At 72.2% G+C, this 14,023-nt stretch carries 15 protein-coding genes; 8 read left to right on the top strand and 7 right to left on the bottom strand.

Annotated features, from left to right (window positions below; genetic code table 11):
* Positions 1 to 4: 4 nt before the first annotated feature.
* Both J3486_RS41640 and J3486_RS41635 read left to right on the top strand, forming a co-directional pair.
* Positions 5 to 1,024 carry an ATP-binding cassette domain-containing protein gene (locus J3486_RS41640; RefSeq protein ID WP_207829352.1) on the top strand — a complete coding sequence of 340 codons (1,020 nt, stop codon included), beginning with the start codon at positions 5 to 7 and terminating at the stop codon, positions 1,022 to 1,024.
* A 19-nt stretch (positions 1,025 to 1,043) separates the two neighbouring features.
* Positions 1,044 to 1,916, top strand: coding sequence for a DUF1707 domain-containing protein (locus J3486_RS41635; protein WP_207829351.1), 873 nt, complete (start codon positions 1,044 to 1,046; stop codon positions 1,914 to 1,916).
* A 534-nt stretch (positions 1,917 to 2,450) separates the two neighbouring features.
* Here J3486_RS41635 and J3486_RS41630 read toward each other — a convergent pair.
* Positions 2,451 to 3,773 carry an SGNH/GDSL hydrolase family protein gene (locus J3486_RS41630; RefSeq protein WP_207829350.1) on the bottom strand — a complete coding sequence of 441 codons (1,323 nt, stop codon included), beginning with the start codon at positions 3,771 to 3,773 and terminating at the stop codon, positions 2,451 to 2,453.
* 236 nt (positions 3,774 to 4,009) lie between these two features.
* Here J3486_RS41630 and J3486_RS41625 point away from each other — a divergent pair, with 236 nt between their 5' ends.
* From J3486_RS41625 to J3486_RS41610, 4 genes are all read left to right on the top strand, one after another.
* Positions 4,010 to 5,356: a DUF445 domain-containing protein gene (locus J3486_RS41625; RefSeq protein ID WP_207829348.1), complete on the top strand. Its 1,347-nt coding sequence runs from the start codon at positions 4,010 to 4,012 to the stop codon at positions 5,354 to 5,356.
* A 436-nt stretch (positions 5,357 to 5,792) separates the two neighbouring features.
* Positions 5,793 to 7,292 carry an MFS transporter gene (locus J3486_RS41620; protein ID WP_207829347.1) on the top strand — a complete coding sequence of 500 codons (1,500 nt, stop codon included), beginning with the start codon at positions 5,793 to 5,795 and terminating at the stop codon, positions 7,290 to 7,292.
* 12 nt (positions 7,293 to 7,304) lie between these two features.
* Positions 7,305 to 8,318: a GlxA family transcriptional regulator gene (locus J3486_RS41615; protein ID WP_207829346.1), complete on the top strand. Its 1,014-nt coding sequence runs from the start codon at positions 7,305 to 7,307 to the stop codon at positions 8,316 to 8,318.
* Positions 8,319 to 8,323: 5 nt separating this feature from the next.
* Positions 8,324 to 8,698 (top strand): VOC family protein, encoded by a 375-nt coding sequence (locus tag J3486_RS41610; RefSeq protein ID WP_207829345.1) that lies wholly within the window; start codon positions 8,324 to 8,326, stop codon positions 8,696 to 8,698.
* A 272-nt stretch (positions 8,699 to 8,970) separates the two neighbouring features.
* On the opposite strand, the gene J3486_RS41605 is transcribed toward J3486_RS41610, so the two are convergent.
* Positions 8,971 to 9,279, bottom strand: coding sequence for a hypothetical protein (locus J3486_RS41605; protein WP_207829344.1), 309 nt, complete (start codon positions 9,277 to 9,279; stop codon positions 8,971 to 8,973).
* Between the two features lie 374 nt (positions 9,280 to 9,653).
* On the bottom strand, positions 9,654 to 10,172 hold the full coding sequence (locus J3486_RS41600; RefSeq protein WP_307805167.1) for a GNAT family N-acetyltransferase: 519 nt from the start codon (positions 10,170 to 10,172) through the stop codon (positions 9,654 to 9,656).
* Between the two features lie 133 nt (positions 10,173 to 10,305).
* On the opposite strand from J3486_RS41600, the gene J3486_RS41595 reads away from it, so the two are divergent.
* On the top strand, positions 10,306 to 10,827 hold the full coding sequence (locus tag J3486_RS41595) for a carboxymuconolactone decarboxylase family protein (protein ID WP_207829343.1): 522 nt from the start codon (positions 10,306 to 10,308) through the stop codon (positions 10,825 to 10,827).
* An 11-nt stretch (positions 10,828 to 10,838) separates the two neighbouring features.
* On the opposite strand, the gene J3486_RS41590 is transcribed toward J3486_RS41595, so the two are convergent.
* Entirely contained in the window at positions 10,839 to 11,225 is a 387-nt protein-coding gene (locus tag J3486_RS41590) for a hypothetical protein (RefSeq protein WP_207829342.1), read from the bottom strand.
* On the opposite strand from J3486_RS41590, the gene J3486_RS41585 reads away from it, so the two are divergent.
* A complete protein-coding gene (locus J3486_RS41585) occupies positions 11,226 to 11,495 on the top strand; it encodes a hypothetical protein (protein WP_207829341.1) in 270 nt (89 codons plus the stop codon). It begins immediately after the preceding gene.
* A 9-nt stretch (positions 11,496 to 11,504) separates the two neighbouring features.
* Here the strand turns inward: J3486_RS41585 and J3486_RS41580 are convergent, their stop codons facing one another.
* The 3 genes from J3486_RS41580 to J3486_RS41570 form a co-directional block, all read right to left on the bottom strand.
* On the bottom strand, positions 11,505 to 12,407 hold the full coding sequence (locus J3486_RS41580) for a maleylpyruvate isomerase family mycothiol-dependent enzyme (protein WP_207829340.1): 903 nt from the start codon (positions 12,405 to 12,407) through the stop codon (positions 11,505 to 11,507).
* A 157-nt stretch (positions 12,408 to 12,564) separates the two neighbouring features.
* A complete protein-coding gene (locus J3486_RS41575; RefSeq protein ID WP_307805166.1) occupies positions 12,565 to 12,921 on the bottom strand; it encodes a hypothetical protein in 357 nt (118 codons plus the stop codon).
* 22 nt (positions 12,922 to 12,943) lie between these two features.
* A complete protein-coding gene (locus J3486_RS41570; RefSeq protein ID WP_207829338.1) occupies positions 12,944 to 13,897 on the bottom strand; it encodes a hypothetical protein in 954 nt (317 codons plus the stop codon).
* Positions 13,898 to 14,023 lie beyond the last annotated feature (126 nt).

Below are 14,023 nucleotides of genomic sequence, written 5' to 3'. Positions count from 1 at the left end.
TCGGGTGACGGACACGGACAGGGCAGTCGGGGACGCGTCGGGTGCCGGTGACGCCCTGATCGAGGTGGACGGCGTCGAGAAGGTCTTCGACGTACGGCGCAGAGCGGGCTTCCTGCGCCGGGAGCGGCGCGAGGTGCGGGCCGTGGACGCGCTGAGCTTCACGGTGCCGCGCGGCGAGATGGTCGGCTACATCGGGCCGAACGGCGCGGGCAAGTCGACCACCATCAAGATGCTCACCGGCATCCTCACCCCGAGCGCCGGCCGGCTGCGGGTGGCGGGCATCGACCCGTCGCGCGAGCGGGCCCGGCTCGCGCACCGCATCGGCGTCGTCTTCGGGCAGCGCACGACCCTGTGGTGGGACCTGCCGCTGATCGACTCCTACCGGCTGATGCGCCGCATGTACCGGATCCCCGACGCCCGCTACGAGGAGAACCTCGCGCGCTGCGTCGAACTCCTCGAACTGGCCGAGCTGTTGGAGGTGCCCGTCCGTCAGCTCTCGCTCGGCCAGCGGATGCGCGGCGACATCGCGGCGGCGCTGCTTCACGACCCCGAGGTGCTGTACCTGGACGAGCCGACCATCGGCCTGGACGTCGTCTCCAAGGTCAAAGTGCGGGATTTCCTGCGGGAGTTGAACACCGAGCGGGGCACGACCGTCCTGCTGACCACGCACGACCTCACCGATATCGAGCAGCTGTGCCGACGGGTGATGGTCATCGACCACGGGCGGCTCGTGTACGACGGTTCGCTCGACGGGCTGCACGAGCTGGGCGGCGGCGAGCGCACCCTCGTGGTCGACCTGGAGCACGAACTGCCGCCGCTGGACGTGGAGTTCACCGGGTGCGCGCGGGTGGTGAAGGTGTCGGGGGCGCGGCAGTGGCTGGCGTTCCCCGCGGGGCGGTCGGCGGCGCCGCTGGTCGCCGCGATCGCCGGGCGGTATCCGCTGGCCGATCTTTCGGTGCGCGAACCCGACATCGAGAGTGTGATCGCGCGGATGTATGCCGGGGGAGCTTCCGTAGCGCCCTGACGCCCGTACGCTGGGACGTATGACGGACGCATCGCTCCCGGACCGCCCCGACGACACCGATCCCGCCGACGCCGCGCTGGATCTGCGGGCCTCCGACGCCGACCGCGAGCAGGTCGCCGAGCGGCTGCGCGACGCGATGGCCGAGGGGCGCCTCGACATGGACGAGTTCAACGAGCGCCTGGAGGAGACGTACAAGGCACGTACGTACCGGGACCTGGCGCCCCTCACCCGTGATCTGCCCGGCGCGGGCGCTCCCGCCCCGGCTCCGGTGGCCCCCACTCCGGTGAACCTGGTGAAGGGACCGCTGCCCGAGGGCGCCGTCGACTGGGCGTCCCGGATCGGCGGGCAGGCGGGCGGGACCGCGTGGGGCGTCGGCGTCCTGTCCGGGTTCGAGCGTCGGGGGCGGTGGACGGTGCCGCGCCGGATGGACTGCGTGGCGGTCATGGGCGGCGGTGAACTCGACCTGCGCGAGGCCAACTTCGAGGACCGCGAGGTCACCATCAACTGCGTCGCCATCATGGGCGGCGTCAATGTGATCGTGCCGCCCGGCGTCGAGGTCGTGGTGCGCGGCATCGGGATCATGGGCGGCTTCGACCACCGGGAGTCGGGGGTGCCCGGGGAGCCCGGGGCGCCGCGCGTGATCGTCACCGGGTTCGCGTTCTGGGGCGGGGTCGGGGTCGAGCGCAAGCTCCCCAAGGCCGAGCGGCAGCGGCTCAAGGAGGAGCGGCGCCGGGAGAAGCTGGACCGCCGGGAGGACCGGCGCGAGCTGCTCGGGGACCGGCATCACCGCCTCCACGAGGACCGGCTCGACCGGCACCGGGAGCGCATGGAGGAACACCTGGACCGCCTGGAGGAGCGCCGGGAGCGCAGGCAGCGGCGGCACTGGGATTGAGCGGGGCCCTTTGAGGGGCGCGGGGCTGTGTCGATGTGCGGTTCCGCCGTGCGGGCGCGATCGGCGGTGAGGTGTGCCCTGTCAGGGGCGCGGGGCTGTGTCGATGTGCGGTTCCGCCGCGGGGGCGCGATCGGCGGTGAGGTGTGCCCCGTCGGGGGCGCGGGGCTGTGTCGATGTGCGGTTCCGCCGCGGGGGCGCGATCGGCGGTGGTCGTGCCCCGTAGGGGCGCGGGGAACTGCGCGACCAGCCCCCACCGGGCCTGCACCCGGCGGTGGTGCGCCCGGGACCGAGCTGGAGGCCGGTTGGAGCGCTCGCCCCGCGCCGGGGTGCCGCCTTGCCCACCCTGCCGCCCATGGCGGCAGATTGCCCAAGGCGGCGCGGCAGCCGGCCGGGGCGGGAAAGCCCAAGGCGGCAGATTGCCCAAGGCGGCCGTGGCGGGCGGCAAATGACCTGCGGCGGCGCGGCAGCCGGCCGGGGCGGGAAAGCCCAAGGCGGCAGATTGCCCAAGGCGGCGGGGGCGCCGTCGGCCGGGGCCTAGAGTTCGGCGCCGGTTGTGGACTTGAGGGTGGAGAGGTCGAAGGAGTCGGCCATCTTGCGGTAACCGGCGTCACTGGGGTGCAGATGGTCACCCGAGTCATAGTGCGGCAGCAACTTGCGCGGGTTGTAAGGATCCCGCAGCGCCTTGTCGAAGTCGACGTAGCTGTCGTAGACCTTCCCGGCACGGATCTGCGCGTTCACGGCCTGCCGGACGGTCTCGAGGGCGGGCGTGTACCCCCGGTGCCCCTGGAACGGCATGAGCGTGGCCCCGACCACCCGCAGCCCGCGCGCGTGCGCCTGCCGGACCAGTTCCCGCAGACCGGCCACGATCTTGTCGGGGTCGGTCTGCTGCGGCGGCCGCAGGATGTCGTTGATCCCGAGGTCGACGACGACGGCCCGCACCCCGGACCGGCCGAGCGCGTCCCGCTCGAAACGTGCCAGCCCGCTCGGGTTGTTGGCCGGCCGCCCCAACCCGTCGGCCAGCACGCGGTTGCCGCTGATCCCCTGGTTCACGACGCCGTAGCGCGGGGCACCCGACTCGGTGCGCAGCCGCTCGGCGAGGAAGTCGGGCCAGCGGTGGTTGGCCCCCATGGTGGAGGTGATGCCGTCGGTGAGCGAGTCACCGATGACGACGACGGAACCCTCCGCCTCGTTGCTGAGCACGTCGAGCGCGGTCAGATAGCGCCAGTACGGGCTCTGCTCGGTGTACCGCGTGCCGGTCGGCTCCTCGACGAGGTCGCCGCTCGCCACGTACGACATCTGCCGGGCCTGCGGGTGGTACGTGACCGGGCCCGACGCCGTGGGCGAGTACGTGGAGACGAGCATGTCCGAGTCGCTCGGCACCCGCAGTCGCACGGAGTCGCTGATGACCTGCTCACCGGCCGGGATCACCACCGAGGTGTTCCCGGAGAACGTGAGTCGCCGCACCGTGCCGGCCAGCGCCGTCGGGCTGTTGGGCGCCGACGCCACGGCGATCGACGCGTGCGTGATGCTGAGCGGCTGCTGACCGTAGAGATTGGAGAGCGTGATGCGGGCACCGGTGCCGCCGATGCTGGTGTGCACCACGTTGCGCACGGAGCGTCCGGCGAAACCATTCGTCTCTGTTCCGGGCTCGGCGCCCGCTGGGGAGGCCGACCAACTGCCGGCCCAGGTGCCGGTGGACGCGGGCGCGGCCGAACCGCGCTGGTGGGTGCCGCCCGCTTCCACGGTGTTGTCGCCGCCCCGCAGGACGCCGGAGAAGCCGACGTATATGGCGGCAGAGATCACCACTGCGACCGCGACGAGCGCGGCCAACAAGGCATAACCGTGACGCTTGGTCATGCGGTGTGCGTCTCCTCGGGCAGGGGGAGCCCGAGGCTCCGGTGTGATGAGTCCATGATGCGTCATGGCTCGGACAGGTGAACGAGGGGGCCGACGCTGCCCCCCTCCTCCCGTGTCGTGTTTCCAACCACGTAGACGCCGGGAACTTGTGCTCCGTTCCGGGAGTAGGTCACAGAAGGGACAATGTGAGGGGAATGACAGATGCAGGTGTCGGGTGACCTGATGGGTGACAGGCGATGAGCGAAAAGGTCAAAAGGGGCGAATCGGGTTCGGTGGGCTCCGGGGAGCATTCCCCCGCGCCCAGCCGTCAACCCCGCTCCGTCACCGAGTTCACCGCGGCCGACGAGGAGAAGCGCCGCGGTGTGCGCCGGATGAAGACGACGGCCACCGGCCTGCTCGTCCTGGTCGCGGTCGTCTACGTACTGACCACCTGGGCCGAGCACTCCGGCGCGGGCGCCTGGGCCGGTTATGTCGCGGCGGCGGCCGAGGCGGGCATGGTCGGCGCGCTCGCCGACTGGTTCGCGGTCACGGCCCTGTTCCGGCACCCCCTCGGCATCCCCATCCCGCACACCGCGATCATCCCGAAGAAGAAGGACCAACTGGGGCTCTCGCTGGGCGAGTTCGTCGGGGAGAACTTCCTCTCGGGGGACGTGGTCCGCGACCGCCTGCGCTCGGTCGGCATCGGCTCGCGCCTCGGCGCCTGGCTGGCCGAGCCCAAGAACGCGGACCGGGTGACCGCCGAGCTCGCCACCGCGCTGCGCGGCGCCCTGACCGTGCTGCGCGACTCCGACGTCCAGGCCGTCGTCGGCGAGGCCATCACGCGCCGCGCCGACAACGCGGAGATCGCGCCGGGGATCGGCAAGATGCTGGAGAAGGTCGTCGCGGACGGCGGCCACAAGCGCGTCGTCGACCTGGTCTGCGCCCGCGCCCACGACTGGCTGGTCCTGCACTCCGACTCCGTCATGGACGCGGTGCAGGGCGGCGCCCCCGGCTGGACCCCGCGCTTCGTCGACAAGCGCGTCGGCGAGCGGGTCTACAAGGAGCTGCTCCGCTTCGTCACCGAGATGCGCGACATGCCCGAGCACCCGGCCCGCGGCGCCGTCGACCGTTTCCTGCGCGACTTCGCGGGCGACCTGCAGTCCGACTCCGACACCCGCGCGCGCGTGGAGCGCCTCAAGTCCGAGGTCCTCGGCCGCTCCGAGGTGCAGGACCTGATCGCCTCGACCTGGTCCGCGGTCCGCTCGATGATCGTGGCGGCGGCCGAGGACGAGCGCAGCGAACTGCGGCTGCGCGTACGGGCCTCGCTGCTCTCGCTGGGGGCGCGGATGGCGTCCGACGCGAAGGTGCAGGCGAAGGTCGACGGGTGGGTGGAGGGTGCGGCGGTCTACGTCGTGACGACGTACCGCGCCGAGATCACCTCTCTCATCACGGACACCGTGGCCGGCTGGGACGCCGAGCACACCTCCCGCAAGATCGAGGCCCACATCGGCCGCGACCTCCAGTTCATCCGGATCAACGGAACGGTGGTCGGTTCCCTGGCGGGACTCTTGATCTACACGGTGTCGAGAGCTTTCGGAGCGTAAAACACCCCCCCCCAGAGCCTCGGGCAATCTGCCGCCGGTCGTCCCCGCCTTGGGCAATCTGCCGCCTGGGGCGGCAGGGTGGGCAAGGCGGCACCCCGGCGCGGGGTGAGCGTTCCCACCGGCGTCCAGCTCGGTCCCGGTCGCGGTGTTGCCGGGCGCGGCTCCGGTGGGGGCTGGTCGCGCAGTTCCCCGCGCCCCTGACGGGGCACGACCACCGCCGGTCGCGCCCACGCGGCGGAGCCGCACGTAGACACAGTCCCGCGCCTCTGTCGGGGCTGACCTCGCCGTCGGTCGCGCCCCGCGGCGGAGCCGCTGATGGACTCAGCCCCGCGCCCCTGACGGGGCTCATCTCACCGCCCGTCGCAAATCGATGCAGTCCCGCGCCCCTTTCGGGGCACCCGGACACGGTCCGTACTCCCTCGACGAGGAGGGGGCCATGTCCCTCGGCGCTCAAGAAAACGGCACCACCATCACCACCTCCGTCCCCGCCCGCCTGGACCGCCTCCCCTGGTCCCGCTGGCACTGGACCGTAGTCATCGGCCTCGGCACCGTCTGGATCCTCGACGGCCTCGAAGTCACCGTCGTAGGAAACATCGCGGGCCGCCTCTCGGAGTCCGGCAGCGGCCTGCCCATCTCATCGGCCCAGGTCACCGGGCTCGCCGCGGCCCTGTACGTGGCGGGCGCCTGTTCCGGCGCGCTCTTCTTCGGCTGGCTCACCGACCGCTTCGGCCGCAAGAAGCTCTTCCTGCTGACGCTCGCCGTCTACCTCGCGGCGACCGCCCTCACCGCCCTCTCCTTCTCCACCTGGTGGTTCTTCCTCTTCCGCTTCTTCACGGGCTTCGGCATCGGCGGCGAGTACGCGGCCATCAACTCGGCCGTCGACGAACTCATCCCGTCCCACTACCGCGGCCGCGTCGACCTGATCATCAACGGCAGCTTCTGGCTCGGCGCGATCGGCGGCTCGCTCCTGTCGATCGCGGCGCTCGACACGGACCTGTTCGCGAAGAACGTGGGCTGGCGCCTCACCTTCGCCCTGGGCGTGCTCCTCGGCCTGGTGATCCTCCTGGTCCGCCGCAACGTCCCCGAGAGCCCCCGCTGGCTCTTCATCCACGGCAGGGGAGAGGAGGCGGAACGCCTGGTCGACGAGGTCGAGGACAAAGTCCGTGAACAGCGAGGCCGCAACCACGACCAGGGCGACCGTGAACTCCCGCCCCCCGCCGGCGAGATCACCATCCACCAGCGCAAGAGCGTCGGCTTCGGCGAGATCGCCCGTACGGTGTTCACGAAGTACCCGCGCCGCACCACCCTCGGCCTGGCCCTCTTCATCGGGCAGGCGTTCCTCTACAACGCCATCACCTTCGGCTTCGGCGCCATCCTCACCACCTTCTTCGACGTGCCGACCGGCTCCACCGGCTACTACTTCGCGGTGATCGCGGCCGGCAACTTCATGGGCCCGCTGCTGCTCGGCAAGCTCTTCGACACGATCGGCCGCCGGGTCATGATCTCGTCGACGTACCTCCTGCCGGGCATCCTGCTCTTCGTGACGGCCTGGCTCTTCGACCGTGGCTCCCTGACCGCGACGACCCTGACGGCCTGCTGGTCGGTGGTCCTGTTCTTCGCGTCGGCGGGGGCGTCGAGCGCGTACCTGACGGTGTCGGAGATCTTCCCGATGGAGACGCGGGCGATGGCGATCGCCTTCTTCTACGCGGTCGGCACGGCGGCCGGCGGCATCAGCGGACCGCTGCTCTTCGCCGACCTCACCAAGAGCGGCAAGGTCGCCGACACGGTGCTCGCCTTCCAGATCGGCGCGGGGCTGATGTGCGCGGCCGGTCTGGTGGCGGCGGCGTTCGCGGTCCGGGCCGAACGCAGGTCCCTGGAGGACGTGGCACGCCCGCTGTCGGCGGTCGCTCCCACCGGCCACGTCAGCACCGCGTGACACAATCCGGCCATGCGGTCGGCGGCGAGGACGGGGGCGGGGGCCGAGGTCGAGGCAGCACGGAGCACGGTGGCCGTCCTGGTCAGGGACGGCGTCCTGCCCATGGAACTCGGCCTCGTTCATCAACTCTTCGGCTCGGCACGGGACTTGGCGACCGGTGACCCGCTCTACGAGGTCCGCACCTGCGCCCCGCGCCCCGGCCGCGTCCGCACCGACGCCGACTTCCCGATCCACGCGGAACACGGCCTGGAGGCGCTGGAGCACGCGCACACGGTCGTCGTCCCGGCCGCGCACGAGCTCGACGAGAACCTCCGGCCGGGCGCTCTGGACGGCGAGTTGGAGCGCGCCCTGCACGCCCTGCACGCGACACGGGCCCGGCTCGCCTCCATCTGCACGGGCTCGTTCGTGCTCGCGGCGGCCGGACTCCTCGACGGCCGCCGGGCGACGACGCACTGGATGTCGTCCGCCCTGTTCGCCCGTACGTTCCCGAGTGTGACGGTCGACGAGGACGTCCTGTACGTCGACGAGGGCCGGGTGCTGACCTCGGCGGGGGAGGCCGCGGGCATCGACCTGTGCCTGCACATGATCCGCGCGGACCACGGCGCGGCGGTCGCGGCGGAGGTCGCGCGCCGCACCGTCGTACCACCGCACCGCGAGGGCGGGCAGGCGCAGTACATCCGCCGCCCGGTGGAGGAGCGGGGCGGCGCGTCGACGGCAGCCTCCCGGGCCTGGGCCCTGACCCGACTGGACCGGCCCCTGACCCTGGCGGAGCTGGCGGCCCGGGACGCGATGTCCATCCGTACGTACAACCGCCGCTTCCGTGACGAGACGGGCCTCACCCCCATGACCTGGCTGGCCCGCCAACGCGTCGACCGGGCACGGGAGTTGCTGGAGCGCACGGATCACACGGTGGACCGGATCGCGGCGGAGACCGGCTTCGGCACGGCCGTCTCGCTGCGGCAGCACTTCCAGCGGGTGGTGGGGGTGTCGCCGGGCGCGTACCGGGCGACGTTCCGGGGACGATGAACGGCATGACGCAACCACGCAGGGCGATGCCGAACACGTACGTCGCGGAGGGCGAGAAGTCCTTCGCCGCGAACCGGGACTTCTACGGGCGGCTGGGCTTCGAGGAGGTCATGGACCTCGGCTGGATCATGACGATGGCGTCTCCCGCGCACCCCACGGCCCAGGTCTCCTTCCTCACCCACGACGCGAGCGCGCCCGTGGTCCCGGACCTGAGCGTGGAGCTCGGCGACCCGGCCGAGGTGGACGCGGCCTACGCGGCGATGACAGCGGCGGGCGCCGAGATCGTCCACGACATCCGGGACGAGGACTGGGGCGTCCGCCGCTTCTTCGTGAGGGACCCGCAGGGCCGGGTGGTCAACGTCGTGGCCCACCGAGCCTGAGGCCCCGGCGCGGGGCGCCTTCGGCAATCTGCCGCGTGCCCCGGAGCCTTGGGCAATCTGCCGCGTGCCCCGGAGCCTTGGGCAATCTGCCGCGTGCCCCGGAGCCTTGGGCAATCTGCCGCCATGGGCGGCAGGGTGGGCAAGGCGGCACCCCGGCGCGGGGCAAGCGCCCATCCGGCACCTGCCCCGGCCCCGATCTCGGCACTGGCCGGGCCGGGCCGGGCCGGGCCGGGCCGGGCCGAGCCGGGCCGAGCCCCGGCCCTTCGTCGGGCTCAGCCGGCCTTCCGGTCCACGAGCACGTACGAGGCGGCGGCCACGGCCCCGGCCACCCCGAACACGGCCGGCCAGGCGCCGACCTTCTTGGCCAGCGGGTGCGACCCGGCGAAGGCGGCGAGGTACGTCCCCGTGAGCGCGCCCGCGACCTTGCCGCCCGCGGTCCGCTTCCACTGCGTGGCCGCGGCCGCCCCGGCGACGGCGAGCACGGCGCCGCCCAGCTGCCGCTTCTTGGTGAAGCGGGCGGTGGCGTAACCGCCGACGAGCCCGGCGGCGGCGATCGGGGCGGTGGGGAGCGTGCGGGCCATGGGGCCTCCTGGTGGAAGGATCGCCGGACCGGATGCCCGGCAATGCGCTGAGAGCCTGTGTCTGACTTGTGTCTGACTGACGCCGCTTGGCGCCGTTTGCGAGGTTACGCCGCGGGCCCCGCGGCACGGCCGAGGGGGCGGCGACTGTGCTCCGGCTCACTCGCCCCCGGGCCCGGGGCCCCGCGGCCGCACACCTCCGGATCGCCGTGCACCGGCACGACGCCCACCAGATGCCCGCCGGGCGCACGCAGCACCCGACACTCCAGCCACCGCGCTCTCTGCGCGGCGGCGGCGCCCGCCTGCGGGGGGAGTGGAGTGTCGATCAGTACGGCGAAAAGTCGGCTGCGACGCCTGCGCCGTAGGACCGGTGGGCCTCAGGCGCGCAGCGTGAGCAGCACCTCGTCGACCTCCTCGCCCCGCCCGTTCGCGAAGCCCCGGTCCCGTCCGGCGGCCACGAACCCGCACTTCTCCAGAACCCGGACCGAGCCGACGTTGTCCGCGACCGCGCGGGCGTGCACCGGCCGCTCGGGCGCGATGTCGAGCAGCTCCCGCAGCGCGGCGGTGGCGACTCCCCGGCCCCAGTACGCGCGCCCGATCCAGTACGTGACCTCGCGCTCCTCGGGCGGCCCGAACACGGCGACGTGCCCCATGACTTCACCGTCCTCGCCGTCCTCGCCGTCCTCGCCGCCCCCACCGACGACGGTGCGCATGACGACCGCCGGGTCCTGACGGATCCGGGCCCAGTGGGCCTCGAAGTGCTCGCGGTCCGACGGATCCTTGGCCGTGAACGCCGCCATCCGGATCGCCTCGGGATCGTTCATCTGGTCGAAGAAGACGGCCAGATCGCCGTCCCTCACCTCACGCAGCACCAGCTTCTCCACTGTTCTCCCCACCGAACCCTTCCGGCTGTAGGTCGCCCCGAACTTCCTGAGCCCTGTCCTGTCACATCCTCGTACGCGCCTACGTCAATGAGGTGAAGCCGACGACGAGGCCCGCGGAGGGCCGACACGAAGGAGCACAGCCATCATGACGAACGCGACCGCCACCACCGCCCCGAACACCACCATCGGCTCGATCTCCCGGATGCCCAACCCGGCAGAGTTCGTACCGGAGTTGAACGACATCAGCGCCGCCCTCTTCCGCGCCACGGGCAACCACTCCGTGCCCCGCACCACCATGAACCTGGTCCACCTGCGCGCGGGCCAGATCGTGCGGAACACCTATCTGACCGTCCTGAACACCGGTTTCCTGCGCAAGGCGGGCGAGTCCGAGGAGCGCATCACCGCCGTCTCCTCCTGGCAGGACGCCCCGTACTTCACCCCTGCCGAACGCGCCGCCCTCGCCCTGGTCGAAGCCACCCTCCAGCCGGCCCCGCACGGCGAGGAGCGCGTCTCCGACGAGCTGTACGCCGAGGTGGCCGAGCACTACGACCAGAAGGCGCTGGCCACGCTCACCATCGCGATCGGCCAGATCAACTTCTTCGTCGCGCTGGCCGTGATCGGCAAGCCGCAGCCGGTGTCGTCGCTGGCGGACGAGCAGTGGGACTGACCGTCGTCGCGTCACCCGCTCGTACGCTCCCACAGCGCGAGCGCCGTCTCGGCCGTCATGAGGTCCTGCGGGCCGATCCCGATGAGCTTGGCGACCGTGATGTCCTGCGGCGTGCGGCGACCGGAGACGCGCCCGGCCAGGACCTCGCCGATCTCGCCGTCGATCCGCTCGCCGATCCCGCCGTCGATCCGCTCGCCGGTCACCTCGCCGGCCGCGACGGCGGCCTGAACATCCCCGAACCGCAAGGCGAGTTCGCGGCTGTCGACGAAGGCGCGGCTGGCGCGACCGCCGCCCTCGCCCCGTCCCCCTTCGACCAGCTCGTCGCGGCCCGCCTGCTTCCGCACCGGGAAGCGGTCCTCGCTCGACGCCGATCCCAACTCCGCTTCCAGTGCGACCACTTGGCCACCCTCCTGGCGGCGCTCCCGTGGTGCCGTTTCCGGCTCCCGCAGGGCGGCCTGTCCCTGTGGCTCGAACTGCTCGACACCGACTCCAGCCGCCTGACCGCGCAGGCCGCGACCCATGGCCTCACGCTCACCCCGGGCTTCCACTTCTCCCCGGACGGCGCCCTGGACCGCTACCTGCGCCTGCCGTTCACACTGTCGCCCGCCGCGCTGGACATGGCGGTCGACCGACTTGAGAGGGCGTACGCGGCAGCTCACCGGCCCTGAAACGCGGCCCTAGCCGCCCGGAGCCGGGCAGGCCCCGGCGGCCCCGGCGGCCCCGGCGGCTCCGGCGGCCTCGGCGGCCGCCCAAGGCGCGGGGAAGGGAAAGTACCGGTCGAGGACCGACGCGTCCCCGCGCACACCGAGCCGCTCGCGCGGAACGCGCTGCCACAGATGCAACATCAAGTCGGAGACGGTTCCTGCGAGTTCGGTGACGCAGCAGCCGGAGCCCTGATTGAGCAGCACCTCGTCGCCGGGCCCGACCTGGACGATCCAGGTGCGAAAGCCGTCCGTCTGCTTGAGCCGCAACCGCTCGCCCCGCCCCTGTGGCACCTGCCCCCAGGCCCGTCGCGCCGGAGCCATGACCTCGACTGCGTGGCTGACGGCGTCGGCGGCGAGCCAGGTGTCCACGGGCGCCGGGGTGCCGAACGCGGACTCGGCGTCCCACCGGTGCACGGCGGCCTCGATGGCCTGCAACCGCAGCCAGAACCCGACGCTCCGCCCACCGAACGCCACCGGTTCGCTCCGCTCGGCCGCCCACGACCACACGGGCTCGGCCGGATCCCGGGCGGTGAAGATCTTCTCCAGCCGGTCCGCCCCGTCCCGGAACCAGTCGAGCAGCCCCCGCGGCAGCGCCCCGCGCGAAGGCCCCCGCCCCGGCTCGGGCCACCCCCGCCGGTCGCCGGGCAACTTGAGCAGAGCCGGATCCCCGAGCGCCCCGGGCCGCTCCCCGCCCTCCGCCCCGGCGATGTGGATCACCTGCCGGTGCGTGGTTCCGAGATGCAGCACCAGGTCCGCCACGGACCACCCGGGGCAGGCGGGCACCAGCGGAACGTCCCGCCCCGCACCGGCCCGCACGCACTCTTCCAGGGCCGTCACGTCCCGCCGGAAACTGGCGACGTAATCAACACCCCACACCAGCGCCCTCCTCCCGTTCCCCCGAACCGACCGGCACCCCGATTGTGGCGACACCGGCCATGACGAACGTACGGCTTTCGGGGCGGGCGGGTAAGCGGTTCGGACGGGCGGGCGTTCTGCTTGCCAGGGCGCCCCATGAATCCGCCGGGCACCCCGATCACCGTCCGGGCTCGGCCTTCGCTGCCCCGCGGCGCAGCCGTCCCGCCTCTTCGATGAAGGCCTTGGCGCGAACGTAGTCGGATTCCCGGTCCGCGGCGTCCTCCAGACGATGCACTTCCGCGGCCAGCTTCGGGTCGCGAGCGAGGGCGTACTCGGCCCACCAGCGGGCCATGAAAGCGGGTGCGGGTGCGGGTGCGGGCGCGAGGTCGTAAGCGTCGGCGAGGTCGCGGCGCCCATGACGGTCGAAGTCGGCCAAGAGCTGCGGGGCGTGCTGGGCGATGGCGGCGCGCAGCGCCTTCGGCGTTCTGTCCGGCATCGGCGGTACGGCCTCTGAGCCGGTGGAGGCAGTGGTCACGGGGTCCTCCGCCGCGCCCCGATCAAGCAAGCCGGACCGCGGCCCCGAGAGGCCCCCGCTCCCGCTCCCGCAGGGTCCGTCGAACGTCCCCACGACCGCTGCCACCTGTCCCGACCAGCCACCCAGGACTCTCGGCGCACCCCCGACACACCCCGCTCTCCTGCCCCCAGGGCAACGGATCCCGGCACTCGGGGCACTCGAACACCTCCCGCCACGCCCGTTTCCGAGCGGGCAGCTTCCGTACGAGCCGATCGGCGACGAGCCGCGCGGCCGAGTACACCTTGGCGGGCAGCCCGGCGGTGACGGCCTCGACGATCTCGGCGGCGGAGGCCCCCCGGTCGAGCCAGCGGGACACCTCGGGCACGAGCTCCCGCACACTGCGCTCCGACAACCGCAGCCGCGCGTCGACCACCCCGAGCCGACGCAGGATCCGCGCGCCCTCGTCGTCGTACGGCCCGGCCGCGTCCGCTCCGCGATCCGCCGCGGGAGGGAGGGGAGGGTTTTCCATCCCGTCCTTTTCATAGTCCATGACCCCGCCAGGGGAAGACGCTCCCGATTCCCCGGTTCCCACCCGCGTGGGAACCGGCGCCGCGGCCACCACAGGCGCGGCGTCGCTGCCGCGCCCGGGGGCCTCATGCACATCAACACTGGAGACGATCCGCTTGGTACGAGGATCACGCTCCGTCCGCGTCACCCAGTACCCCAACTCCCGCAACTCGGCGCGGGCGTTGGAGACGGCGCGCCGCCCCTGCGGAAACTCGTCGCTCAGGGTCCGGACGTTGACCTTGGCCCCGCTGGGCAGCGACAGCACATAGGCGAGAATGCCGCGCGCGGTGTGCGAGAGCCGCTTGTCGCGCAGGGCGGCGTTGTCAATGACGGTGAAGTTCCGGGCATGCCGGGGGATACGATGAATTTGCATGGGGAGTTGCTGCTCCTGATGCCGGACCCCCGGAGGTTGGCGCTTCGCGGGGGTCACCTATGTCTGGTTGTTGTGCTTGGTGGACGGAGCGTGACACAGGGGTATGGAAATGGGCAATCTGTGGCCAGTGGATGCAACTCAACGTAGTTAGCGCCGAGTTACCGAGATTGCCCCACGATGCCG

It is taken from the genome of Streptomyces sp. VRA16 Mangrove soil (assembly GCF_017377775.1).
Classification (GTDB): Bacteria; Actinomycetota; Actinomycetes; order Streptomycetales; family Streptomycetaceae; genus Streptomyces.
This window is presented reverse-complemented; position numbering and strand designations above follow the sequence as displayed.